Raw genomic sequence first — 26,881 nt, forward strand, 5'->3', positions numbered from 1 at the left:
TCACACCTCCGCGAGACGACGGCGGCGGACCATGGCGATGAAGAACGGGCCGCCGATGAAGGCGACCAGGACCCCGGCCTGGATCTCGGCGGGCCGGGCGAGGAGCCGTCCGGCGATGTCCGCGACGAGGAGCAGGCAGGGGGCGAGCACCGCCGACAGCGGCAGCAGCCAGCGGTGGTCGGGCCCCAGGCCGGCGTACTGGGCGAGGACCCGGGCGATGTGCGGGACCACCAGCCCGAGGAAGACGACCGGGCCGATGACCGCCACCGCCCCGCCGGTCAGCAGGGTGACTGCGGCCACGCCCTGGAGCCGTACGAGACCGAGCCGCCGCCCCAGCGAGGCGGCCACGTCGTCGCCGAGGGCCAGGCTGTTGAGCGTGGGCGCGCAGGCCAGTGCGAGCACCGCGCCGGCGGCGACGAACGGCAGGATCCGGAGCACCGCGTCGCCGTCCTGACCGGCGAGCGAGCCGGCCGACCAGAAGCGGTAGCGGTTGAGCGCGTCCGGGTCGGTCAGCACGACGGCGCTGGTGAGAGAGGTCAGCAGCGCGGTCACGGCGACCCCGGCGAGGGCGAGTTTGACCGGCGTCAGGCCGGAACGTCCCAGCTTGCCCAGCAGGAAGACCAGGACGCTGGCGACGAGCGCGCCCGCGAACGCGGACCAGATGTAGCCGAACAGCGAGCCGATCCCGAGCACCGCGACCGACAGCACGATCGCGAAGGCCGCGCCGGCGCTGACGCCCAGCAGGCCGGGGTCGGCGAGCGGGTTGCGGGTCAGCGCCTGCATGAGCGCGCCGGACAGCCCGAGGGCGGCGCCGGCCGTGAGCCCCAGTGCGGTGCGCGGCACGCGCACCGACCAGATGACGTTCTCGATGAGCCGGCTGTGCGGATGGCCGGACAGTGTCCGTATGACCTGGTCAAGGGGGATGCTCAGCGCGCCGAGCGCGATCGACAGCAGGCAGAGTGCGACGAGGAGGGCGCCGAGCAGCGCCACGAGAAGGGCCGGGCGGAGCCCCTCGCCACGGATCATCGAGCCGTCTCCACTTTGCGACTTCCTTAGGTTAGGCAGACCTGAACTTTAACGTCCAGTGCGGTTGATTCCCTCTTTGTAAGGGTCTACTAATTTAGGTAATGCTTACCTTAGTATGTGGCGGTCGCGGCTCGGTCGAGCCGGTTCCGTACAGCTTGGGAGGCGCGGTCGACTGTGTCTGCTATCGAAGAAGCGACGGCTGATGAGGCGGCGGCGTACTGGCGCCGGCAGCTCGCTCCGCTCCCGCAGGAAACAGCCCTTCCGGTCGACTTCCCCTATCCGCCGCTGCCCGCCGAGGAGCGCCGGACGCGCAGCCGCGCGCTCGCCGTCGCCGCGCCCGAGGCGTCCCTGCTCGCCGCCTACGTCGCGCTGCTGCACCGCTACACGGGCGCGGCGGACGTCAGCGTCGGCTACGACGGGCTGCCGGTCCGCGTCGGGCTGAGCGGTGAGACGAGCTTCGGCGAGCTGGTCCGGCGCGTGGCCGACGCCTGTGAGCAGGCGCGGGCGCACCGGCTCCCGCTGTCGGCTCTCGTGGCCGAGCTGCGGCCGGAACCCACCCGCGGCGGCGGGCTGCTGTTCAACGTCGGCTTCGGCACCGGCGCCACGGCGGGGGAGAGCGCCGGCCCGCTGGATGTGTCCGTGGACGTCTCGGCGGGACAGGCGCGGGCGACCTACCGCCCGGACCTGTTCGAGGCCGCGACCGTCGACCGGCTGCTGGGCCACTACGAGACGCTGCTGGCCGACGGCCTGGCCCGGCCGGAGACCCCCGTCGGCGAGCTGGAGCTGCTGGGCGCCGGGGAACGGCACCGGATCCTCGTCGAATGGAACGACACCGGCCACTCCGTCCCGCCGCTCACCTGGCCGGAGATGTTCGCCGAGCAGGTCCGCAGGCGGCCGGAGGCCGTCGCCCTGGTGTTCGAGGACGTCTCGCTCACCTACGCCGAGCTGGACGAGCGCGCCAACCGGCTGGCCCACGCGCTGATCGCCCGCGGCGCCGGGCCCGAACGGGTGGTGGCCCTCGCCCTGCCCCGGTCTGCCGAGCTGATCGTCGCCGAGGTGGCCGTCCTGAAGTCCGGCGCCGCCTACCTGCCGCTGGACACCGACTACCCGGCCGACCGCGTCGCCTACATGCTGGCCGACGCCGCGCCCGTCTGCCTGGTCACCACCGCCGACACGGTAGCCGACATCCCCGGGCACGCCGGCGCCGAGCCGCTGGTCCTCGACGCGCCGGAGACGGAGCGGGAGCTGTCCGCCCGCCCGGACCACGACCCGACGGCGGCCGACCGGGGACCGCTGTCGGTCCTCAACGCGGCATACGTGATCTACACCTCCGGCTCCACCGGCCGCCCCAAGGGCGTCGTGCTGTCCCACGCGGGCGTCGCCAAGCTGGTGGCCACCCAGAGCGAGCGCTTCGGCGTCGGGCCCGACAGCCGTGTCCTGCAGTTCGCCTCGCCCGGCTTCGACGTGGCCTTCTGGGACCTGTGCCTGGGCCTGCTCTCCGGCGGCCGCCTCGTCGTCGTGCCGGCCGAGCGCCGGGTGCCCGGCGCGCCGCTGGCCGACTACGCCAACGCCAACGGCATCACCTTCATGATCCTGCCCCCGGCCCTGCTGGCCGCCATGCCGGACGACGTCCTGCTGCCGCCCGCCGCCACCTTGCTGGCCGGCACCGAACGCGTCTCGCCCGAGCTGGTCGGCCGCTACGCGCGCGGCCGGATGATGTTCAACGCCTACGGCCCGACCGAGGCGACCACCAACTCCACCCTCGGCCTGTGCGACCCCGACATCCCCTCGGGCTCCATCGTGCCCATCGGCGGCCCCGACCCGGGCACCCGGGCCTACGTGCTCGACAGCCGTCTCAAGCCCGTCCCCGCCGGGGCCACGGGCGAGCTGTACCTCGGCGGCGCGGGGCTGGCGCGCGGCTATCTCGGGCGGCCGGGCCTGACCGCCGAGCGGTTCGTCGCCGACCCCTTCGGGGCGCCGGGGGAACGGCTGTACCGCACGGGTGACCTGGTGCGCTGGAAGCCCGACGGGCGGCTGGAGTTCCTCGGCCGCGCCGACTCGCAGGTGAAGATCCGCGGCTTCCGGATCGAGCCCGGCGAGATCGAGTCCGTGCTGCGGGGGCACCCGGCCGTGGACCAGGTCACGGTCGTGGTCCGCGAGGACCGGCCCGGAGACCGGCGGCTGGCCGCCTATGTCGTCCCGTCGCTGGAGGCCGGGGCGGGCCACGACGAGGCCGGGCGGGTGGAGGAGTGGAAGGGCCTGCACGAGCTGCTCTACTCCGCCGCCGGCGGCGAGGGCTTCCGGGAGAACTTCGCGGGCTGGAACAGCATGTACGACGGCCTGCCCATCCCGGTGGAGGAGATGCGGCAGTGGCGGGAGGCCACGGTCGGCCTCATCGAGGAGCTGGGGCCGCGCCGGGTGCTGGAGATCGGCGTCGGCAGCGGGCTCATCCTCTCCCGCGTCGCGCCCGGCTGCGAGACCTACTGGGGCACCGACGTCTCCGAGGAGGCGGTACGGGCGCTGCGCGCCCAGGTCGACGCGGTGGCGGACCTGGCCGCCCGGGTGGAGCTGCGCGCCCAGCCCGCCCACGACGTCACCGGGCTGCCCGAGGGCTTCTTCGACACCGTCGTGGTCAACTCCGTCGCCCAGTACTTCCCGAGCGCCGCCTACCTGGCCGACGTGCTGCGCAAGGCCGGGACGCTGCTGGCCCCCGGCGGCCGGGTGCTCGTCGGCGACGTGCGGAACCTGCGCCTGCTGCGCTGCCTGCGGGCGGCCGTCGAGACCCGGCGCGGCGCCGACCCGCAGGACAAGCAGGCCCTGCGGGCGGCCGTCGAGCGGTCCGTGGCGTGGGAGGGCGAGCTGCTGCTCGACCCCGACTTCTTCGCGACGCTGGAGGGCTTCGAGGCCGACATCCGCCTCAAGCGCGGCACCTGCCACAACGAGCTGACCCGCTACCGCTACGACGTGGTGCTGCGCAAGCGGGACACCGCCGTCGCCGTTACCGCGCCGGGCGGCGCCGGGGCGCTGGCCCAGGCGGGCACGGAGGAGATCCGCCGGACCGGCCCGGATCCGGAGGATGCCGGCCAGATCGAGCTCGGCGGGGAGGAGATCCGCTGGACCGACCTCGACGGCCCCGACGGCCTCGACGCGCTCGACGCGCGCCTGACCGGCGGCCCCGCCCTGCTCCGGGTCACCGGTGTGCCCAATGTCCGGCTCGCCGAGGACCTCGCCGCACTGGGCGCCCTCGAGGACAGCAGCCGTCCCGCCGCCCGGACCGACGGCGCCGACCCCGAGACGCTGCACGCCCTCGGCGCCCGGCACGGCTACCGCGTGACCGTCACCTGGAACGGCCACGCCGACGACGGCGCCCTCGATGTGGTCTTCGCCGCCGGGGACAGGCCGTCCGGCGGCCTGTACCGCCCGGCCGGCGGCTTCCCGCACGCCAACCGGCCCGCGCCGTTCCGGGACGTCACCAGCCTGATGAAGACCCTGCGCTCGTACGCGGCCGGATGGCTGCCCGAGTACATGATCCCCTCCGCCTTCGTCCCCCTCGTCCGGCTCCCGGTCACCCCGAGCGGCAAGCTCGACGGCGCCGCGCTCCCGGCCCCCGACTACGCCGCCCTCAGCTCCGGCCGCGCCCCGCGCGACGCCCGCGAGGAACTGCTGTGCGCGCTGTACGCCGAGGTGCTGGGGCTGGGACCGGTCTCCGTCGACGACGACTTCTTCGCCCTCGGCGGCGACAGCATCATCGCCATCCAACTGCTCATCCGCGCCCGCAGGGCCGGGGTGCGGCTCACCTCCCGGGACGTCTTCCGGCACCGCACGGTCGCCGCGCTGGCCCGGGTCGCGGTGGAGCGCGCCGACCCCCGGGACGCCGGGGACGCCCCCCGGGACGCCGCCGACGGCCTCCCGCTCGTCTGGCTCACGGCGGACGAGCTCGCCGAGGTCCAGGGCGGGCACCCGGTCGCCGTCGAGGACCTGCTGCCGCTCAGCCCGCTCCAGGAGGGCTTCTTCTTCCACTCCCTCGTGGACGGCACGGACGGTGACGCCTACGTCGTCCAGCAGGTCGTCGAGCTGGCCGGCCCGGTCGACGGCGGGGCCCTGCGTCGCGCCGCCCAGCGGCTGCTGGACCGGCACGCCCCGCTGCGCGCCTGCTTCCGCCGGCGCCCGGACGGCCGGCCGGTGCAGATCGTCGCCGGGCGGCTGGAACTGCCCTGGCGCGAGGTGGACCTGTCCGGGCGGGACGGCGAGGCGCAGCGCTCACTCGTCGACGCCGTCACGGCCGACGAGCGCGCCCGCCGCTTCGACCTGGCCCGGCCGCCGCTGGTGCGCTGCGCGCTGGTACGGCTCGGGCACGAGCGCGGCCTCCTGGTGCTGACGTTCCACCACATCGTGGCGGACGGCTGGTCGCTGCCGGTGCTGCATCGCGAGCTGATGGCCTCCTACGGGGCCGTCCCCGCCGCGCTGCCCGAGCCGGCCCCCTACCGCGAATACCTGCGCCGCCTGTCGGCGGCCGACCGCGACGCCGCCCGCGCGGCCTGGCGGACCGCGCTCGCCGGGCTCGACGGGCCGACCCGCCTGGTCGACGTCCCGGCGGGCGGTGCGCCGCTGCGGACCGGGCAGATCCGCGTCGAGCTGCCCGAGCGGGTCACCGCCCGGCTCGCGGCCCGCGCGAGGGAGCACGGGGTGACCCTCGGCACGATCGTCCAGAGCGCCTGGGGCCTGCTCCTCGGGCGGCTGACCGGCCGCCAGGACGTGGTCTTCGGCACCACGGTCTCAGGCCGTGACGCCGAGGTCGACGGCATCGAGTCCATGGTCGGCCTGTTCATCAACACCCTGCCGACCCGGTTCCGGTGGCAGCCCGCCGACACCCTCGCCGAGCTGGTGGACCGGCTCCAGCACGAGCAGGCCGGTCTCCTGGACCACCAGCACCTCGGCCTCGCCGAACTCCAGCGCATCGCCGGGCTCGCCGGGGGCGGCGAACTGTTCGACACCCTCGTCGTCTTCGAGAACTACCCGGCCGGCACCGGCCTGGCCGACCCCTCGGGCACGGTCCGGATCACCGGCCACGAGTTCCACGACGCCGTCCACTACCCGCTCGCCCTGATCGTCAAGCCGGGCCGCCGGCTCGACCTGCGCCTGAAGCACCACACCCGGCGGCTGGACGGCGAGCGCGTCCAGCGGATCGCCGAGCGGCTGGTCCGGATCCTCCGGGCCCTGGCCGCCGACCCCGGGCAGCGCGCCGCCCACGTCGACCTGCTGTCCGGCGAGGAGCTGGGGCGGGCCCAGCAGGAGGGTGAGGAGCGGGACGTCCCCGCGACCACCCTGGCCGCCGCCTTCGAGGCCCAGGCGGCACGCACCCCGCGGGCCACGGCGGTCGTCTACGAGGGGGAGAGCCTCACCTACGAGGAGCTGGACGCCCGCGCCGAGGCGCTGGCCCGCCGCCTGCGGGCCCGCGGCGCGGGCCCGGAACGGATCGTCGCGGTCGCCGTGCCGCGCTCGGCGGAGCTGATGGTCGCCCTGCTCGGCGTGCTGAAGTCCGGCGCCGCCTACCTGCCGCTCGACCTGGACTACCCGGCCGACCGGGTGGCGTACATGCTCGCCGACTCCGGCGCGAGGACGGTCGTGACGACCGCCGCCGCGGCCTCGCGGCTGCCCCGGGCAGGCGGGCCGGCCCCACTCGTCCTCGATGTCCCGGACGCCCCGGACGTGCCAGACACACCGGATACTTCGGACACCCCGGACACCCCGGACGCCCCGGACGGCGACGGCCCGCGCGCGGATCCCGCCCCGGCGGCCGCGGGGCCGGACGATCCGGCCTACCTGATCTACACCTCCGGATCCACCGGACGCCCCAAGGGAGTCGTCGTCACCCACCGCGCCATCGTCAACCGGCTGGCGTGGATGCAGGGCGAGTACGGGCTGCGCGCCGACGACCGGGTGCTGCAGAAGACGCCCGCCGGCTTCGACGTGAGCGTCTGGGAGTTCTTCTGGGCGCTGTGCGAGGGCGCCGCCGTGGTGCTCGCCAGGCCCGACGGCCACCGCGACCCGTCGTACCTGGCCGGGCTCATCGGCCGGCAGCGCGTCACGACGATGCATTTCGTGCCGTCGATGCTCGAAGCCTTCCTACGGGCCGACGAGGTCACCGCCGACCCGTCCTGGGCCGCCTCGCTGCGCCGCGTCTTCAGCAGCGGCGAGGCGCTGCCCGGCGCCGCCGCCGCACGCTGGCGGGCGCTCACCGCGGTGCCGCTGCACAACCTGTACGGGCCCACCGAGGCCGCCGTCGACGTCACCCACCACGCCTGCGACGGCTCCGCGGACACCACCGTGCCCATCGGCCGCCCGGTGTGGAACACCGGGCTGCGGGTGCTGGACTCCTGCCTGCGCCCGGTGCCGGCCGGCGTGCCCGGCGAGCTGTACCTGACCGGCGTACAGCTCGCCCGGGGCTACCACGCCAGGCCCGGCCTGACCGCCGAGCGGTTCGTGGCCGACCCGTACGGCCCGGCGGGCGGCCGCATGTACCGCACCGGCGACCTGGTGCGCCGCCGCGAGGACGGCACCGTCGAATACCTGGGCCGCACCGACCGGCAGGTCAAGCTGCGCGGCAACCGCGTCGAACCCGGCGAGATCGAGGCCGCCCTGACCGGCCTGCCCGCCGTCGCCCAGGCGGCGGTGGCCGTCCACGGGACGGCGCTCGTCGCCTACGTCGTCCCCGCCGGCGACGGGCGGCGCCCCCTCGACCCGGCCGCGCTGCGGGCCGCCCTCGCCGCGGCGCTGCCCGCGCCCATGGTCCCCGGCGCGTACGTGGAGCTCGACGCCCTGCCGCTGACCCCCAGCGGCAAGCTCGACCGCGACGCGCTCCCCGCCCCCCGGACGGTGCGGGCCGAGGCCCGCGCCCCGCGCGACGGGCGCGAGCGCGCCCTCACCGAGATCTTCGCCGCGGTGCTCAGGCTCGACGCGATCGGAGTCGACGACGACTTCTTCATGCTCGGCGGTGACAGCATCACCTCGATCGGCGTCTCCAGCCGCGCCCGCCGGGCGGGCCTGGACCTGAGCCCCCGCGACGTCTTCGAGCACCGCACTCCCGCCGGGCTGGCCGCCGCCGCCGCGGCGGCGGCCGTCACGCCGGCCGCCGCCGCGACCCGTGACCTGAGCTCCGCCTTCGAGCTGACCGAGGAGGAGACCGAGCGCGTCCGCCGCCTCGGCGGCGGCGCCGTGGAGGACATCTGGCCGCTGGCCCCCCTCCAGGAGGGCCTGTTCTTCCACTCCACCTACGACGACGGCGCCCTGGACGTCTACACCGTCCACGAGTCCTTCGACTTCGCCGCCCGTGTCGACGCCGGCCGCCTGCGCGCCGCGGTCAGGGTGCTGCTGGCCCGCAACCCCAGCCTGCGCGCCGGTTTCACCAGCGACGGCCTGCGCCGGCCGGTGCAGTTCATCGTCGCCGACCCCGAGATACCGCTCGAAGAGGTCGACCTGTCCGGGCTGTCCGCCGCCGGGCAGGACGCGCGGCTGCGCGAGCTGATGGAGGCCGAGCGGACCCGCAGGTTCGACCTGGCCCGGCCGCTGCTCTTCCGGATGCTGCTGATCCGCCTCGGCGCGGACCGCGGCGACCGGCTCGTCATCGGCCGGCACCTGTTGCTGTGGGACGGCTGGTCCGCCTGGCTCTTCCTCGACCAGCTCTTCGCGCTGTACGAGAGCGGCGGCGACGCGCGCGGGCTGCCGCGCCCCGGCTCCTACCGCGACTACCTGACCTGGCTGGAGGCGCAGGACACCGGGATCGCGACCCGCGCCTGGCGCGCCGCCCTCGGCGGACTGGAGGAGCCCACCCTGCTCGCCGCCGCGGACCAGGGCCGGCAGCCGGTCATCCCGGAGAGCCTGGAGACCGTCCTCCCCGCCGAGCTGGGCCGGCGGCTGCGCGACAGCGCCCGCCGGCACGCCCTGACCCTCAACACGGTGCTCAACACCGCCTGGGGCCTGGTGCTGGCCGGCGCCACCGGCCGCACCGACGTCGTCTTCGGCACGACGGTCGCGGGCCGGCCGAGCGAGGTGCCGGACGTCGAGAACGTCATCGGCATGTTCCTCAACACCGTCCCCGCCCGCATCGCCTTCGACCCGGCCGAGCCGGTGCTGGACCTGCTGCGGCGGGTCCAGGGCGAGCGCCTGGCCCTGATGCCGTACGAGTATCTCGGCCTGGGCGTCCTGCAGGCCGAGACCGGCCACCGGCAGCTGTTCGACACCCTCTTCGTACTGCGCAACAGCGACACCGAGGAGCGGCTGGCGGAGCTGTCGGAGCGGCACGGCGCCACCGCCGTGGCCAACGTCGACGCCACCCACTACCCGGTCAACCTCATCGTCACGCCGGGGGAGCGGATCCGGATCACCCTCGCCCACCGGCCCGACGTCATCGACCGCCCGCGGGCCCAGGCCCTGCTGGAGCGCTTCGCCCTGCTGCTGGAACGGCTGACGCGCGACCTGGCGGCGCCCGTCGGCGGCGTCGACCCGCTGCTGCCCGCCGAGCGCGCCGCCCTGGAACGGGAGTGGGCCGCCGGCCGGGTGCCCGTCCCGCGGGAGACCGTCGCCGACCTGCTCGCCGCCCAGGCCGCCCGCACCCCCGGCGCGACCGCGCTCGTCTTCGGCGACCGCAGCCTCACCTACGCCGAGCTGGACGCCCGCATCAACCGCATGGCGCGGCTGCTGCTCGCGCGGGGCGCGGCGCCGGAGAAGGTCGTCGCGCTCGGCCTGCCGCGCTCCATCGACATGGTCGTCGCGCTCTTCGCCGTGCTGCGCACCGGCGCCGCCTACCTGCCGCTGGAACTGGACCACCCCGACGACCGGCTCGCGATGATGCTCGCCGACGCCCGGCCGGTGGCGCTGCTGTCCACCGCCGCCGTCGCCGCCCGGCTGGCGGGCGGCGTCCCGGACGTCCCGCGTGTCGTGCTCGACGACCCGGCGGTGGCCGGGGAACTGGCCGGGCTCCCCGGCGGTCCGGTCACCGAGGCCGACCGCCCCCGCTTCAGCCTGGAGCACCCGGCGTACGTCATCTACACCTCCGGATCCACCGGACGCCCCAAGGGGGTCGTCACGCCGTACCGCGGCCTGACCAACATGCAGCTCAACCACCAGAAGGAGATCTTCGCCCCGGCCGTCGCCTCGGCCGGCGGGCGCCGGCTGCGCATCGCGCACACGGTCTCCTTCGCCTTCGACATGTCGTGGGAGGAGCTGCTCTGGCTGGTCGAGGGGCATGAGGTGCACATCTGCGACGAGGAGCTGCGGCGCGACGCCGTGGCCCTGGTCGCCTACTGCGACGGCCACCGCATCGACGTCGTCAACGTCACCCCCACCTACGCCCACCTGCTGATCGAGGAAGGGCTGCTGGAGGGGCACCGCCCGCCGCTGGTGCTGCTCGGCGGCGAGGCGGTGTCGGAGGCGGTCTGGAACCGGCTCCGCGACACCGAGGGCACCTACGGCTACAACCTCTACGGGCCCACCGAGTACACCATCAACACCCTCGGCGGCGGCACGGACGACAGCCCCACCCCCACCGTCGGCCGCCCCATCCGCGGCACCCGGGCCCACATCCTGGACGCCTGGCTGCGCCCCGTCCCCGACGGCGTCCCCGGCGAGCTGTACATCGCCGGCGTCGGCCTGGCCCGCGGCTACCTCGGCCGGCCGGGCCTGACCGCCGAACGGTTCGTCGCCGACCCGTACGGCGCGCCGGGCGAGTGCATGTACCGCACCGGCGACCTGGTGCGCCGCCGCGCCGACGGCAACATGGACTTCCTGGGCCGCACCGACGACCAGGTCAAGATCCGCGGCTACCGGGTGGAGCTGGGCGAGATCGAGACCGCCCTGGCCCAGCACCCCCGGGTCGCCCAGGCCGCCGTCATCGCCCGCGACGACCCCGCCGCCCCCGGCACCCAGCGCCTCATCGGCTACCTCGTCCCCGCCGGGCCCACCGGGCAGGAGCGGGAATCGGCCGAGCGGGAGCGGATCGGCGAGTGGCGGGAGATCTACACCGACGAGTACGAGCAGATCGGCACCGCCGTCTCCACCGAGGACTTCGCCGGGTGGGACAGCAGCTACGACGGGCGGCCCATCCCGGTCGAGCACATGCGCGAGTGGCGCGAGCAGACCGTCGCCCGCATCCGGGAGCTGCGCCCGCGCCGGATCCTGGAGATCGGCGTCGGCTCCGGCCTGCTGCTGGCACGCCTGGCCCCCGAGGCGGAGGCGTACTGGGCGACGGACTTCGCCGCCCCCGTGATCCGCAAGCTCGGCGAGGACCTGCGGCGCGACCCCGGGCTGGCCGCCAGGGTCGAGCTGCGCTGCCAGCCCGCCCACGTGACCGAAGGACTGCCCACCGGCTACTTCGACACGATCGTCGTCAACTCCGTCGTCCAGTACTTCCCGAGCGTCGACCACCTGACGGAGGTCATCCGCGGCGCCATGCGGCTGCTGACGCCGGACGGCGCCCTGTTCGTCGGCGACGTGCGGAACCTGCGAACGGCCCGCGCCTTCCACACCGCCGTCCAGCTCACCCGCGCCGGGCGGGACGCCGACCCCGAGCAGGTCCGCCGGGCCGTCGAGCGCGGCCTCGCGCTGGAGAAGGAACTCCTCGTCGACCCCGACTACTTCACCACCCTGGGTCTCGGCGTCGACCTGCGCACCAAGCGCGGCACCCACCACAACGAGCTGTCCCGCCACCGCTACGACGTCGTCCTCCACCAGGGCGAGGCCGACCTCCGGCTCGGCGACGAGCCGGTGCTGGAGTGGACCGGCGACCTCGCCCGCCACCTGCGCGAGCGGCGGCCGGAGCGGCTGCGGGTGACCGGGATCCCCGACGCCCGCGCCGCCAGCGAGCCCGGCGCCGCGGTGACCGGGGGAGTGGAGCCCGAGTCGCTGCACGCGCTCGGGGCCGAGGAGGGCTACCGGCTCCTCACCACCTGGTCGCGCGAGCCGGGCCGCTACGAGGCCGTCTTCGTGCGGGAGGACTTCCGGATCACCGCGGGCCTGTACCGGCCGGGCGGCGGCGCGCCCCCGTACGCCGGCACCCCGACCGCGGCACGCGAGGCCGACGGCCTGGTGCGGCTGCTGCGCGAGGACCTCCGGCGGAGGCTGCCCGACTACATGGTGCCGGCCGCCTTCGTCACCCTCGACCGGCTGCCCATGAACGACAACGGCAAGCTCGACGTGCGGGCGCTGCCCGACGCCGGAGCGGCGGTGGCGCCGACCGGCGGACGCGGACCGCGGACCCCCCGGGAAGAGGTGCTCTGCAGGCTCTTCGCCGAGGTCCTGGGCCTGCCCCAGGCCGGCGCCGAGGACGACTTCTTCGACCTCGGCGGCCACTCGCTGCTCGCCACCCGGCTCATCAGCCGGGCCCGCACGGAGCTGGGCGCCGAACTGGCCATCCGCGACCTGTTCGAGGCCCCGACGCCCGCGCTGCTGGCCGGGCGCGCGGACGCCGGCCGCCCGGCCCGCCCGGCCGTCGGACCGGCGGACCGGCGCCCCGAGCGCGTCCCGCTCTCCCCGGCGCAGCGCCGGCTGTGGCTGGCCGAGCGGCTCAGCGGCGGCGACGCCTACCACTTCCCGCTGGTCTTCCGGCTGCGCGGCACGCTGGAGACCGGTCCGCTCCACCAGGCGCTGCGCGACGTGGCAGGCCGTCACGAGGCGCTGCGCACCGTCCTGGCCGAGCACGAGGGCGAGCCGTACCAGCTGGTCCTGCCCGCAGCCGGGGCCGAGCCGCGCTTCACCGTCGAGGACTGCCCGCAGGAGGAGCTGGAGACGCGGATCGGCGCCGCGGTCGCCCGGCCGTTCGACCTGGGCACCGAGCTCCCGCTCCGGGCCGAGGTGTTCCGGGTGGCCCCGGACGACCACGTGGTGGCGATCGTGCTGCACCACGTCACCACCGACGAGTGGTCCGACCGGCCGTTCCTCGCCGACCTCGACACCGCCTACCGGGCCCGCCGCGAGGGCCGGGCGCCGCAGTGGACGCCGCTGCCGGTGCAGTACGCCGACTACACCCTCTGGCAGCGGCGGCTCCTCGGCGAGCCGGCCGACCCCGGCGGCGAGGGCGCGCGGCAGCTCGCCTTCTGGGCCGGGACGCTGTCCGGCCTGCCGGAGGAGATCCCGCTGCCGCTCGACCGGCCCCGTCCCGCCGAGCCGACCGGCCGCGGCGGCACGGTGCGCGCGGAGCTGCCCGCCGGCACCGTCCGCGCGCTGCGCGCCATGTGCGCCGAGACGGGCACCAGCATGTTCATGCTGCTGCAGGCCGGGGTCGCCGCCCTGCTGCACCGGATGGGGGCGGGCACCGACATCCCGCTGGGCGCGCCGATCGCCGGGCGCACCGACAGCGCCCTGGACGACCTGGTCGGCTTCTTCGTCAACACCCTGGTGCTCCGCGCCGACCTGACCGGCGACCCGACGTTCACCGAACTGCTGACCCGGGTCAAGAACGCCGACCTGGCCGCCTTCGAGCACCAGGACCTGCCCTTCGAGCGGGTGGTGGAGGCGCTCAACCCGCCGCGCGTGCCGGGCCGCAACCCGCTGTTCCAGGTCATGCTGGGCTACCACTACCGCCCCGACGGCGATCCGCAGGTGCTCGGCCTGCCCACCGAGTGGTGGCCGACCCGGATCAGGACCGCGAAGTTCGACCTGGACTTCACCTTCGTCGACCACGCCGGCGAGGACCGCGTCCTGCTGCTGCTGGAGTACGCCGCCGACCTCGCCGACCCGGGGACGGCCCGGGCGCTGGCCGAGCGGACCGTGGCCCTGCTGGACCGGCTGGCCGCCGAGCCGGACCAGCCGATCAGCCGGATGCCCGTCCTGACCGAGGAGGAGCGCCGGGCGTCCCGCGGTGCCTGGAACGACACCGCGCGGCCGGTGGAGCGGCGCACGGTCCCCGAGCTGTTCGCCGAGGCCGCCCGGGCCCGGGGCGACCAGGTCGCGCTGGTCACCGGCGACGGCCGGCTGACCTTCACCGAGCTGTCGGCCAGGGTCGACCGCATCGCCCGGCTGCTGCTGCGCCGCGGGGTGAGCGCCGAGAGCGTGGTCGGCCTGGCCCTTCCCCGGGCCGAGATGGTGCCGGCGATCCTCGGGGTGCTCGCCGCCGGCGCCGCCTACCTCCCGCTCGACCCCGGCCATCCGGCCGGACGGCTGGAGTACATGCTCGCCGACGCGGCACCGGTCTGCGTGCTCACCACCACGGCCATCGCCCCGGCGCTCCCCGCAGGGGGAGTCGAGACGCTGCTGCTCGACGCCCCGCCGGCCACCGGGGAGCCGGCGAGCCCCTCCGATGACCGCCCGCCCCTCCCCGGAGCCCGCCCGCTGCCGTCGGCCGCCGCCTACGTCATCTACACCTCCGGCTCCACCGGCAGGCCCAAGGGCGTGCTCGGCACCCACCGCGGGCTGAGCAACCTGTTCGGCTCCCACCACGAGGATCTCATCGGCCCGGCCGGCCGGGCCGCCGGCCGCGAGGTGCTGCGCGCGGTGCACGCCGCGTCGTTCAGCTTCGACGGCTCCTGGGAGCCGCTGCTCTGGCTGCTGGCCGGACACCAGCTGCACGTCGTCGGCGAGACCACCATGACCGACCCGGCGGCGCTGCTGGCCTACCTGGCGGACGAACGCATCGACTTCGTCGACCTCACCCCCACCTACCTGCAGGAACTGGTCCACCACGGTTTCCTCGACCCCGGCCGGTACCGCCCGGGGGTCATCGCGGTGGGCGGCGAGGCCACCCCCGCCCCGCTCTGGGAGCGGCTGTGCGCGCTGCCCGGCACGGTGGTCCACGACCTGTACGGGCCGACCGAGTGCGCCGTCGACGCCTACGGCTGGCACAGCGGCGGCCCGGAGCGGCCGCGGCCCTGGGCGGCCCCGGTGGCCAACACCCGTGCCCACGTGCTGGACGGCGCGCTGTGCCCGGTCCCCGTCGGGGTGCCCGGCGAGCTCTACCTGGCCGGGGAGGGCCTGGCCCGCGGATACCTGGGCCGCCCCGGGCTGACCGCCGGACGGTTCGTCGCCGACCCGTACGGCGCGCCCGGCGGTCGCATGTACCGGACCGGCGACCTGGTGCGCCGCCGCGCCGACGGCACCCTCGAATTCCTCGGCCGGGCCGACGACCAGGTGAAGCTGCGCGGCTTCCGCATCGAGCTCGGCGAGATCGAAGCGGTGCTGCGCGCTCACCCCGGCGTGACGCAGGCCGCCGTGGCCGTCCGCGAGGACAGCCCCGGCGCGCGGCGGCTGGTGGCCTACACGGTCCCGCCGTCCGGCCGGAGCGCCGGCCCCGCCGAGCTGCGCGCGCATGTCGCCGCCGCGCTGCCCGAGCACATGGTGCCGGCGGCCTTCGTGGAACTCCCCGCCCTGCCGAGGTCGATCAGCGGCAAGCTGGACCGCCGCGCGCTGCCCGCCCCGGACCCGGCGGCCCCCACCTCCGGGCGGCGCCCCCGCGACGCCCGCGAGGAGATCCTGTGCGAGCTGTTCGCCGCCGTGCTGGGGGCCGCGCAGGTGGGCGTCGACGACGACTTCTTCGCCCTCGGCGGCCACTCCCTGCTGGCGATGCGGCTGGTCAGCCGGATCCGCTCGGCGCTGGGCGCCGAGGTCGGCCTCCGCGCGGTCTTCGAGGCCCCCACCGTCGCCCGGCTCGCCGGGCGGCTGCGGGAGGGGCGGGGCGGCGTGCCCGCTCCCGCTCCCGCCGTCCGGCCGGAGCCGCTGCCGCTGTCGTCGGCCCAGCAGCGGCTGTGGGTCCTGTACCGGCTGGAGGGCCCGAGCGCCACCTACAACATCCCGACGGCCTGGCGGCTGTCGGGCCCGCTGGACCCGGACGCCCTGGCGGCGGCCGTACAGGACGTGGCGGTCCGGCACGAGAGCCTGCGCACGGTCTTCCCCGAGCGGTACGGGCGCGCCCACCAGGTCGTCCTGGACCCGCACCGGGTCCGCATCGACGTCCGCGCCGAGCAGGTCGCGGAGGCGGACCTCCCCGGGCGGCTGGCCGAGGCGGCCGGGCAGGGCTTCGAGCTCGACCGCGAACCGCCGCTGCGGGCCCGGGTGTTCCAGGTGGCGCCGCAGGAGCACGTGCTGCTGCTGGTGGTCCACCACATAGCCGGTGACGAATGGTCGGACGGGCCGCTGCTGCGCGACCTGTCCACCGCCTACCGGGCCCGGCACGAGGGTCACGCGCCGCGGTGGGCGCCGCTGCCGCTCCAGTACGCCGACTACACCCTCTGGCACCGCGACCTGCTCGGCGACGGCGACGACCCGCACAGCCCGCAGGCCCGCCAGCTCGCCTTCTGGCGGCAGACCCTGGCCGGCCTGCCCGAGGAGCTGGCGCTCCCGGCGGACCGGCCGCGCCCCCAGCAGAGCAGCCACCGCGGCGGGGCGGTCGGCCTGTCGCTCGGCCCCGAGCTGGAGCGCGGGATGCGCCGGCTCGCCCGCGCCCACGGTGTCAGCATGTTCATGGTGGCCCAGGCGGCCGTGGCCACGCTGCTGCACCGGCTGGGCGCGGGGGAGGACATCCCGCTCGGCGCGCCGATCTCCGGACGCGCCGACGAGAGCCTGGAGGACCTGGTCGGCTTCTTCGTCAACTCCCTGGTGCTGCGCACCGACCTGTCCGGCGAGCCGACCTTCGCCGAGCTGCTGGCGCGGGTGCGCGAGACGGACCTGGCCGCCTACGAGCACCAGGACCTGCCGTTCGAGCGGCTGGTGGAGGCGGTCAACCCGGCCCGTTCGCTGGCCAGGCACCCGCTGTTCCAGGTGATGGTCGTCTACCTGACCGGCCCGGGCGGCACGCCCGACCTGCCGGGGCTGGCCGTGCGGCCCGAGCCGCTCGGCCAGGAGAGCGCGAAGTTCGACCTGAGCTTCGACTTCGTCGAGCGGGGGGAGGGCGACGGCATCCAGGGCTGGATCGAGTACAGCGCCGACCTGTTCGACCGCGGCACGGTCGAACAGCTCGCCGGGCGGCTGCTGCGGCTGCTGGAGCAGGTGGTAGCCGACCCCGACCTGCCGGTCCGCCGGCTGGAGGTGCTGGAGGAGCGTGAGCGCCGGCTGGTCGTCGGAGAGTGGAACGACACCGCGCGGGCGGTGGCGCCGACCACCCTGCCGGAGCTGTTCGCCGCCCAGGCGGCGCGGTCGCCGCAGGCGCTCGCCCTGGTCGCCGGCGACCGGCGGCTGACCTACGCGGAGCTGGACGCCGAGGTCGAGCGGGTGGCGCGGACGCTGGCCGGGATGGGGGCCGGCCCCGAGCGCACGGTGGCGGTGGCGCTGCCGCGCTCGGTGGAACTGGTGGTCGCGCTGCTGGCGGTGCACCGGACGGGCGCGGCCTACCTGCCGCTGGACGCCGGCTACCCGCGCGAGCGCGTCGCGTTCATGCTGGCGGACGCGCACCCGGTCTGCGTGCTGCGGGACGGGCTGCCCGACGGCCCGCCGGGAGAGCTGCCCGGCTCCTACGATCCCCGGCACCCGGCGTACGTGATCTACACCTCCGGCTCCACCGGCCGCCCGAAGGGCGTGGTGGTGCCGCACGAGGGCATCGTCAACCGGCTGCTGTGGATGCAGGACGCCTACGGCCTGACGGCCGAGGACCGCGTGCTGCAGAAGACGCCCTCCAGCTTCGACGTGTCGGTGTGGGAGTTCTTCTGGCCGCTGATCACCGGGGCGACGCTGGTGGTGGCCCGGCCGGAGGGCCACAAGGATCCGGCGTACCTGGCCGGGCTGATCCGGGACGAGCGGGTCACCACCGTGCACTTCGTGCCGTCGATGCTGCGGGCGTTCCTGGCGGAGCCGGGCGCCGCGCGCTGCCCGGGGCTGCGCCGGGTGATGTGCAGCGGTGAGGCGCTCCCCGCCGACCTCGCCGCCCGCTTCCACTCCGTGCTCTCGGCCGAGCTGCACAACCTGTACGGGCCGACCGAGGCGTCCGTCGACGTGACCGCCGCCCGGATCCTGCCCGGGACCGGCCCGGTCCCGATCGGCCGGCCGGTGTGGAACACCCGGGCGTACGTGCTGGACGCCGCGCTGCGCCCGGTGCCGCCGGGAGTGGCCGGGGAGCTGTACCTGGCGGGAGTCCAGCTCGCCCGGGGGTATCTGGGCCGCCCCGGGCTGACCGGCGAGCGGTTCGTCGCCGACCCGTACGGCGGGCCCGGCACGCGCATGTACCGCACGGGTGACCTGGCGCGATGGGGCCGGGAGGGGACACTGGAGTTCCTCGGCCGGGCCGACGACCAGGTCAAGATCCGGGGCTTCCGGATCGAGCCCGGGGAGATCGAGGCGGTACTGTCCCGCCACGAGGCGGTGGCGCACGCCGCGGTGGCCGTCCGCGAGCAGCGGCTGATCGCCTACGTCGTCCCGGTCCCCGGCCGGGCGGCCCCGAGTGGGGCGGCCCTGCGCGAGCACGCCGGCGCCGCGCTGCCCGAGCACATGGTCCCGGCCGCCTTCGCCGCCCTGGAGGCCCTCCCGCTCACCCCGAACGGCAAGCTCGACCGCGGGGCCCTGCCGGCCTTCGACTTCGCGGCCGAGGTGAGCGACACCCTCCCGCGCACCCCGCGCGAGGAGCTGCTGTGCGAGCTGTTCGCCGCCGTCCTGGGCCTCGGACGGGTCGGCGCCGAGGACGACTTCTTCGCCCTCGGCGGTGACAGCATCGTCGCCATGCAGCTGGTCAGCCGGGCCCGGGCGGCCGGGCTGGTGATCAGCCCCCGGGACGTCTTCCGGCACAAGACGGCCGCCGCGCTGGCCGCGGTCGCCGGCGCGCCGGAGGCCGCCGGCGGCACGGCCGCGCCCGCCGCGCTGGTCACGCTCACCGACGACGAGCGCGCCGGGCTGCCGGACGCCGCCGAGATCCTGCCGCTGACGCCGCTCCAGGCCGGCCTGCTGTTCCACGCCTCCTTCGACTCCGGCGACGGCGGGCCTGACGTCTACACGGTCCAGGTGTCCTACGAGATCGACGGCCCGCTGGACGCGGCCCGGCTGCGCGAGGCCGGCCAGGCGCTGCTCGACCGGCACGACAACCTCCGCGCGGGCTTCCGGTACCTGCCCTCCGGCCGCCCGGTGGCCGTCGTCCCGCGTACGGTCACCCTGCCCTGGCGCCAGGTGGACCTCTCGGAGCTGGACGAGGCGGCCCGGGAGGCCCGGTGGGCCGGCTGTCTCGCCCAGGAACGGCGCCGCTTCACACCGGCCGAGCCGCCGCTGCTGCGGCTGATGCTGGTCCGCCTGGGGCCCGGACGGCACCGCCTGACACTGTCGCACCAGCACCTGCTGCTGGACGGCTGGTCGCTGCCGCGGCTGATGGGCGAGCTGTCGGAGCTGTACGCCCGCCGGGCCGGCACCGCCGGCCCGCCGGTCCCCTACCGGGACTATCTCGCCTGGCTCGCCCGGCAGGACGCCGACGCCTCCGCCGCCGCGTGGGCCGAGGCCCTGGACGGCCTCGAGGCGCCCACCCACCTGGCGCCCGCCGACCCGAACCGGGCCCCCGCCGTGCCCGAGACGCACACCACGCACCTGACCCGGGAGCTGACCGAGGCCCTGACGGCCCTGGCCCGCTCCTGCGGCCTGACCCTCAACACCCTCGTCCAGGGGGCCTGGAGCATCCTGCTGTCCCGGCTCACCGGCCGCGACGACGTGGTCTTCGGCGCGACCGTCTCCGGGCGGCCCCCCGAGCTGGACGGCGTCGAGTCGATGATCGGCCTGTTCATCAACACGGTCCCGGTCCGCGTCCGCGTCCGCGACGACGAACCCCTGTCGGCGTTCCTGGGCCGCCTCCAGGACGAGCAGTCCCGGCTCATCGCCCACCAGCACCTCGGCCTGGCCGACATCCAGCGCCGGGCCGGGCTGGGCGAGCTGTTCGACACGCTCGTGGTCTTCGAGTCCTATCCCGACGCCGGGGGCGACGCCTTCGGCGACGGGCTGCGCGCCGCCGTGCACGACCACCAGGACTCGACCCACTACCCGTTCACCTGGGCGGTCGAGCCCGCCGAACGCCTCGTGCTGACCGCCGAGTACCGGCCCGACCTGTTCGACCGGGCGACGGCCGAGCGGATGGCCGCCTCGATGGTGCGCCTGTTCGAGGCGATGACGGCCGACGCCGGGCAGCCCGCCGGCCGGGTCGACATCCTCGGCGCCGCCGACCGCCACACCATCCTGCGGACCTGGAACGACACCGCCCTGCCGGCCGTGCCCGGCGCGCCCGCCACCGTCCCGGCGCTCTTCGAGGCCCAGGCGGCCGCCACCCCGCACGCCGTCGCGGTCGTCTCGGGCCCGGTCAGCTGGACCTTCGCCGAGCTCAACGAGCGCGCCAACCGGCTCGCGCGGCTGCTCGTGGAGCACGGCGCCGGACCGGAGCGGATCATCGCCCTGTCGCTGCCGCGCTCGGCGGACTTCATCCTGGCGATCCTCGCCGTGCTGAAGTCGGGCGCCGCCTACCTGCCCGTCGACGCGGACCTGCCCGCCGGGCGGGTGCTCGACATGCTGCAGGACGCCCGGCCCCTGCTGATCCTGACCGCCGGGGAGCCGGCCGCCGCCCTGCCCGGCGGCGAGGTGCCCCGACTGCGGCTCGACACGGCCCGGACCGCCGAGCGGCTCGCCGCGCAGCCCGGGGACGACCTCACCACCGCCTTGGACCCACGGCACCCGGCGTACGTCATCTACACCTCCGGCTCCACGGGCCGCCCCAAGGGCGTGGTGGTCTGCCACCGCGGCGTCGTCAACCTCTTCCACAGCCACCGCCGGATGCTCCACGGCCCGGCCAGGCGCGCCACCGGCCGCCGCCACCTGCGCGTCGGCCACGCCTGGTCGTTCTCCTTCGACGCCTCGTGGCAGCCGCAGCTGTGGCTGCTGGACGGGCACGCGCTGCACATCCTGGACGACGAGACGCGCCGCGACCCCGAGCTGACGGCCGCGGCCGTCCGCGAGGGGGGACTGGACTTCATCGAGGTCACGCCCTCGTTCTTCGCGCAGATGGCAGACCTCGGCCTGATCGAGGACGGCCGGTGCCCGCTCGCCGTGATCGGCGTCGGCGGCGAGGCGGTGCCGGACTCGCTCTGGAGCGACCTGGCCGCCCTGCGTTCCACCGAGGCGTTCAACCTCTACGGCCCCACCGAGGCCACCGTGGACGCCCTGGCCGCCCGGGTCCGGGACAGCGGACGCCCGCTGATCGGCCGCCCGGTCGGCAACACCCGCGCCTACGTGCTCGACGCCGCCCTGCGGCCCGTCCCGCCGGGCGTCACCGGGGAGCTGTACCTCGCCGGCGAGGGCCTGGCCCGCGGCTACCTGGGCCGCCCGGCCCTGACCGCCGAGCGGTTCGTCGCCGACCCCTACGGGCACCTGTTCGGTGCGGCCGGCAGCCGCATGTACCGCACCGGCGACCTGGCCCGCTGGAACGCCGACGGCCAGGTGGAGTACGGCGGGCGCGCCGACGACCAGGTGAAGATCCGGGGTTTCCGCGTCGAACCGGCCGAGATCGAGGCCGTGCTGGACCGGCACGGGTCCGTCGCCCAGGTCGTGGTGGTCGCCCGCGAGGACCGGCCCCGGGTCAAGCAACTGGTCGCCTACGTGGTCCCGGCCGAGGGCGCCGCGGCCCCGGACCCGGCCGCCCTGCGCGCCCACGCCGGGACCGCCCTGCCGGACTACATGGTCCCGGCGGCCGTGGTGATCCTGGACAGGCTGCCGCTGCTGCCCAACGGCAAGCTCGACCGCAGGGCGCTCCCGGCGCCGGACTTCACGGCCGCCGACGGCGGCCGTGAGCCCGCCGACGGCGCCGAGCGCGCCCTGTCCGCGATCTTCGCCGAGGTGCTCGGCCTGGCCCGGGCCGGCGTCGACGACGACTTCTTCGCCCTCGGCGGTGACAGCATCGTCGCGATGCGGCTGGTGAGCCGGGTCCGCGCGGCGGGCCTGAAGATCACTCCACGCCAGGTCTTCCAGCACCGCACCGCCGCCGCCCTGGCCGCCGTCGCCGGCGCGCCGGTCCCCGGCACGGAGGAGCGGGCACCCGGCGACGGCACGGGCACGGTCCCGCTGACCCCGATCATGCACGCCCTGCGCGAGCGGGGCGGCCCGATCCGGGGCTACCACCAGGCGGCGCTGCTGCAGGTCCCCGCGGCGGTGGACGAGACCGGGCTCGGGTCCGTGCTCCAGGCCGTCATGGACCGGCACGACATGCTCCGCGCCCGCCTGGAGAGGACCCCCTCCGGACCCCGCCCCGCCGGGGACGGCGCCGGGCGGTGGTCGCTGCGGGTGCCCGCCCCGGGCACGGTGGAGGCGGCCTCCCGGCTCGTCCGGGTCGACACGGCCGCAGCCGGCGGGACGGAGCTGCGCGCGGCGGTCGCCGAGCACGCCCGCGCGGCCCGTTCCCGCCTCGACCCGGACACCGGCGACATGCTGCAGGCGGTCTGGTTCGACGCGGGACGGGAGCGCCCCGGACGGCTGCTGCTGCTGATCCATCACCTGGCGGTGGACGGCGTGTCCTGGCGGGTCCTGCTGCCCGACCTCGCCGCCGCCTGGCAGGACGTCGAGGCCGGCAGGCCCGTGACGCCGGCGCCGGTCGGCCTGCCGTTCCGCCGCTGGGCGGAACTGCTCGGCGAGCGTGCCACGGACCCGGCCCGCGAGGACGAGCTGCCGCTGTGGACCTCGATCCTGGAAGGCGGGGACCCGCCGCTGACGGCGCGGGCCCTCGACCCGGCGCGGGACGTGGCCGCCACCTCGCGGGAGCTGTCCCTCACCCTGCCCGCCGACCGTACGGCGCCGCTGCTGGGCCGGGTGCCCGCCGCCTTCGGGGCGAGCGTCAACGACGTGCTGCTGACCGCCCTGGCACTGGCCGTGGCCGACCGGCGCCGCCGGACGGCCGGGCCGGGGCAGGGTGGCTCGGTGCTGGTGGACCTGGAGGGGCACGGCCGCGAGGCGGAGCTGGCGGGCGAGGCCGACCTGTCGCGCACGGTCGGCTGGTTCACCAGCGTCGTCCCGGTCCGGCTGGACCCGGGCGCGGTGGACCTGGCCGACGCGCTCGCCGGTGGGCCCGCGCTCGACGGGGCCGTGTCCCGGATCAGGGAGCAGCTGGCCGCCCTGCCGGCGGCGGGCGTCGGCCACGGCCTGCTGCGGTACCTGAACCCGGTGACCGGGCCCGAGCTGGCCCGTCAGCCGAGGCCGCAGATCCAGTTCAACTACCTCGGCCGCTTCGGCGTCCCCGAGGCGACGGACTGGTCGTGGGCGGCCGAGGCCGAGGCGGCGGAGCTGGGCGACGATCCGCGGATGCCGATGTCCCACGCCCTGACCGTCAACGCGCTGACCGAGGACCGGCCCGCGGGGCCGGAATTCGTCGCCTCCTGGTCCTTCGCCTCGGAGGTGCTGGCCGAGGAGACGGTCCGGGATCTCGCCGAGACCTGGTTCCGGATGCTGGAAGCCCTGGTGGACCGCGCGCGGGCACTGACCGCCGACCCCCTGAACGCAACAGGACCGACCACCGACCCCCTGCACACAACAGAGGAGAACCCCGCATGAGCAACCCGTTCGACGACCCCGAGGGCGTCTACTCCGTCCTGGTCAACGAGGAGGGACAGCACAGCCTGTGGCCCGGCTTCGCCGAGGTCCCGGCCGGCTGGACCGTCGTCCACGGCCCCGGCGCCCGTCAGGAGTGCCTGGACCACATCGAGGCCCACTGGACCGACATGCGCCCCAAGAGCCTGATCGAGTCGTAGCCGCACACCGCGCACGTGAAAGGGGGGCCGGGCCGCGGAATCCGCGGCCCGGCCCCCTTTCACGCCGTGCCCCCGCTCAGGAGGCCGGCTGCTCCACCTGCGTCGCGGTGTCGCCGTCGACGGCCGCCGCGAGCTGCGGGACGAGCCGGTCCAGGACGTACGGCAGGCTCAGCACCGTGACGAAGGAGAAGGCCTTGCCGTAGTCGGTGCTCTCACCGATGAAGACCTCGCGGCTCTGCCTGGCCACCTTCAGATCCCTGTAGACGTTGTCCTTGTGGAGCGCGGCCGGGTCCTTGGCGACGTCGGGCACGGTCCACACGATCGCGTCCTGGTCGAGCAGGTCGCTGCGCTCCTTGCTGATGCCGGCGCCGAACTTGTCGCCGATGACCTTGTCGAGGTCGGCCGGCAGCGTGAAGCCGAGCGAGGTGAGGGTGCGCGAGCGCGAGTCCTGGCTGCCGAAGACGAAGAACCCCTCGTACGGCGTGGCCACCACGACGCCGGCCCCCGCGAACTCCGGATGCTCCTTCTTCGCGGCCGCGAACCGGGCCTCGACGTCCTCGACGAGCCTGCCGCTCTCGGCCTCCTTGCCCAGCGCCCTGCCGATGGTCCGGGTCTGCTCCTGCCAGGGCACGCCGTAGTCGTTGTACGCCTTCGGCTGGGCCACGACCGGGGCGAACTTCGACAGGGTCTCGTACTGCTCCTTGGTGAGACCCGAGTACAGGGCGATGATCAGATCCGGCGCGAGCGCGGCGATCTTCTCCACCTGCGGGCCGGTACCGGTGTCGGTCAGCATGGTCGGCGCGGCGGCGCCGCCCAGCCTGCCGGCGGCCCAGGGGCCGATGGCGCCGGCGTAGCCGCCGAGCCAGTCGGTGGTGCCGACCGGGACCTTGCCGAGGGCCAGCACGGCGTCCTGGTCGGTCAGGCCGACCGTGACGATCCGCTTGGGCTCCGAGGCGACGGTGGTGCTGCCGAACTTGTGCTCGATCGTCACCGGGAAGGCGCCGCCCTCCGGCGCGGTGGCGGCGGGATCGCCGGCGGCGGAGCTCGGGCCGGGGGCGGGGCCGGAGCCGCACGCGGCGCCGGCGCCGAGCAGCAGCAGTGCGGAGGCGAGCGCCGCGGCGAGCCGGGCGCCCCTCGGGGAGTGAGACATCAGTGGTCCTTCATGTCCGTCGGTTCATCTCTGTCAGGGGTGGATCCGTCGTGCGCGGCGGGGCGGTGACGGGCGGTGGCACGGATGTCCGACCACGCCTCCCAGAGCGCGGCGTACCGTCCACCGGCGGCGCGCAGCTCCTCGTGCCCGCCGCTCTCCACGATCCGGCCGCCGTCCATGACGACGACGCGGTCGGCGGCCGCGGCCTGGGTGAGGCGGTGGGCGACGACCAGGGCGGTGCGGCCCTCGATGGCCCGCTCCGTGGCCCTCTCCAGGGTCCGCGCCCCGGCACTGCCCGCCTCGGCCGTCGCCTCGTCGAGCACGGCGATCGGCAGGTCCGCCAGGACCAGCCGGGCGAGGGCGAGCTGCTGGACCTGCGCGGCGGTGAGGCGGTGGCCGCCTTCCCCCACGACCGTCCGCAGGCCCTCGGGCAGCGCCTCGGCCCAGGCCAGCGCGTCCACGCGGACGAGTGCCGCGCGCAGGTCGTCGTCGGTGGCGCCGGGCCGGGCCAGCCGCAGGTCGTCGGCGAGCGGCCCGGCGAAGACGTGCACCTCCTGGGTGACCAGGGCCACCGCGGGGCCGCTGCCGGGCCGCCCGGCGGCCAGCCGTACAGAGCCGGCGGTCGGGCGGTGGATGCCGGCGATGAGCTTGGCGAGCGTGGTCTTGCCGGCGCCGCTGGCGCCGACCAGGGCGACGCGCTCGCCGGGCCGGAGGGTGAGGTCCACATCGTGCAGCACGGGCCGCCCGGTTCCGTAGGCGTGCCCCACACCACGCACCGCCACCGCCCAGCCCGGCGGGGCGCCGCGCTCCTCCAGGGGATGCCCGCCGGGTGTCTCCGGCTCCTCCCGGGACTGCCCGCTCGGCGTCCCCGGCTCCTCCGGGGGATGTCCGCCGGGCGTCTCCGGCTCCTCCCGTTCCGGCCGGTCGGCGACCCCGACCAGCCTGGCCAGGCTCGCGCCGGCGGACTGGGCGTCGTCGAGCAGCACGAGAGCGGAGTTGACCGGCCCGAACAGACTGTGGAAGTAGAGTGCCGCCGCCGTCGCGGTGCCGATGGAGGCGGAACCGCTGCGCACCATGAAGAACCCGACCACCAGGACCGCCGCCAGCCCGGTGTACTCGGCCAGGTGCAGGCGGCTGTAGAACCGCAGCACCAGCCGTACTCCGCGCATCGTCAGCTCCACCGCCGACCAGGACCGCCGGGTGACCCGCTCGGTGTGCTCGGCCTCCAGCCGGAACGCCCGTACGGTGGCGGCGCCGCCGATGGCGTCCAGCAACTGCTGCTGCCGGGCTCCGGTGGCGATGCGCTGCCGGGCGTAGAGCGGCACGGCGTTGCGCACGTACCAGCGCGCGGTGTGCGCCTGGACCGGCACCGCGAGCAGGGCCGCGAGCAGGAACCGCCAGTCGAGCACGGCCAGCGCCCCCAGGGTCAGCACGATGGCCAGCAGCGAACGGGCCAGCTCGGGCAGGGCGGTCCGGATCGCCTCCGACACCTGCGAGACGTCACCGGTGACCCGGGCGGTGAGGTCGCCCGAGCCGGCCCGCTCCACCTGCTCCAGGGGCAGCCGCAGCGCCCGGTCGACGAACCGCTCGCGGAGTTCCGCGAGCGCGGTCTCTCCCAGCCGCGAGATGAGCGACAGCCCAAGCGCGGTGGCGGCTCCCTGCGTGAGCGCGACGAGCAGCAGGAGCGCCGCCGGCCACGTGAGCGTCCCGGCCGGCCGCCGGTCGGCGACCAGATCCACGATGTGCCCCAGCAGCGGCTGGGTGAGCAGCCCGACGGCGGTCGCCGCGACCATCACGGCGAACCCGCCGAGCGCCAGCCCGCGGTGCGGGCGCAGGAGCCCGCGGACGGCGGCGCGGGTCCGTGCCGGGGACGCGGTGGGCAGCAGTTCCCGGGCCCCCGCCGGCGCCCTCCTCGGGTCCGCCTGCCGCGCGTCCGTGTGCCGGTCGGGTGCCGTCTGTGGTGTGCCGGTCCCGGCCGGCTCCGGCATCCGGTGCTCCTCCGCCGCGGTCATCGTCCCTGCCTTCCTGTGCCGGGTCC

Annotated in this window: 5 protein-coding genes; 2 read left to right on the plus strand and 3 right to left on the minus strand. The window is 75.8% G+C overall.

What is annotated here, in order from left to right; genetic code table 11:
* Positions 1 to 1,026 carry a FecCD family ABC transporter permease gene (locus tag ACZ6R6_RS27150; RefSeq protein ID WP_470097862.1) on the minus strand — a complete coding sequence of 342 codons (1,026 nt, stop codon included), beginning with the start codon at positions 1,024 to 1,026 and terminating at the stop codon, positions 1 to 3.
* A 174-nt stretch (positions 1,027 to 1,200) separates the two neighbouring features.
* On the opposite strand from ACZ6R6_RS27150, the gene ACZ6R6_RS27155 reads away from it, so the two are divergent.
* Together ACZ6R6_RS27155 and ACZ6R6_RS27160 are read left to right on the plus strand one after the other, a co-directional pair.
* Positions 1,201 to 23,496 (plus strand): non-ribosomal peptide synthase/polyketide synthase, encoded by a 22,296-nt coding sequence (locus tag ACZ6R6_RS27155; protein ID WP_470097864.1) that lies wholly within the window; start codon positions 1,201 to 1,203, stop codon positions 23,494 to 23,496.
* The gene (locus tag ACZ6R6_RS27160) at positions 23,493 to 23,693 is read left to right on the plus strand and encodes an MbtH family protein (protein ID WP_470097866.1); all 201 of its coding nucleotides are present in this window, start codon (positions 23,493 to 23,495) and stop codon (positions 23,691 to 23,693) included. The genes ACZ6R6_RS27155 and ACZ6R6_RS27160 overlap by 4 nt, the downstream gene beginning before the upstream one ends.
* Positions 23,694 to 23,769: 76 nt before the next feature.
* Here ACZ6R6_RS27160 and ACZ6R6_RS27165 read toward each other — a convergent pair whose 3' ends face one another.
* Positions 23,770 to 24,843, minus strand: coding sequence for an iron-siderophore ABC transporter substrate-binding protein (locus ACZ6R6_RS27165; protein WP_470097868.1), 1,074 nt, complete (start codon positions 24,841 to 24,843; stop codon positions 23,770 to 23,772).
* On the minus strand, positions 24,843 to 26,855 hold the full coding sequence (locus ACZ6R6_RS27170) for an ABC transporter ATP-binding protein (RefSeq protein ID WP_470097870.1): 2,013 nt from the start codon (positions 26,853 to 26,855) through the stop codon (positions 24,843 to 24,845). Before ACZ6R6_RS27170 ends, ACZ6R6_RS27165 begins: the two co-directional genes overlap by 1 nt.
* Positions 26,856 to 26,881: the final 26 nt, after the last annotated feature.

The sequence above is a fragment of the Streptosporangium sp. NPDC048886 genome, from assembly GCF_055586905.1.

What these genes read in the sequence shown, in the direction of transcription:
- ACZ6R6_RS27150 (WP_470097862.1), bottom strand. Translation starts at nt 1,026, where the DNA reads ATGATCCGTGGCGAGGGGCTCCGCCCGGCCCTTCTCGTGGCGCTGCTC.
- ACZ6R6_RS27160 (WP_470097866.1), top strand. Translation starts at nt 23,493, where the DNA reads ATGAGCAACCCGTTCGACGACCCCGAGGGCGTCTACTCCGTCCTGGTC.
- ACZ6R6_RS27165 (WP_470097868.1), bottom strand. Translation starts at nt 24,843, where the DNA reads ATGTCTCACTCCCCGAGGGGCGCCCGGCTCGCCGCGGCGCTCGCCTCC.
- ACZ6R6_RS27170 (WP_470097870.1), bottom strand. Translation starts at nt 26,855, where the DNA reads ATGACCGCGGCGGAGGAGCACCGGATGCCGGAGCCGGCCGGGACCGGC.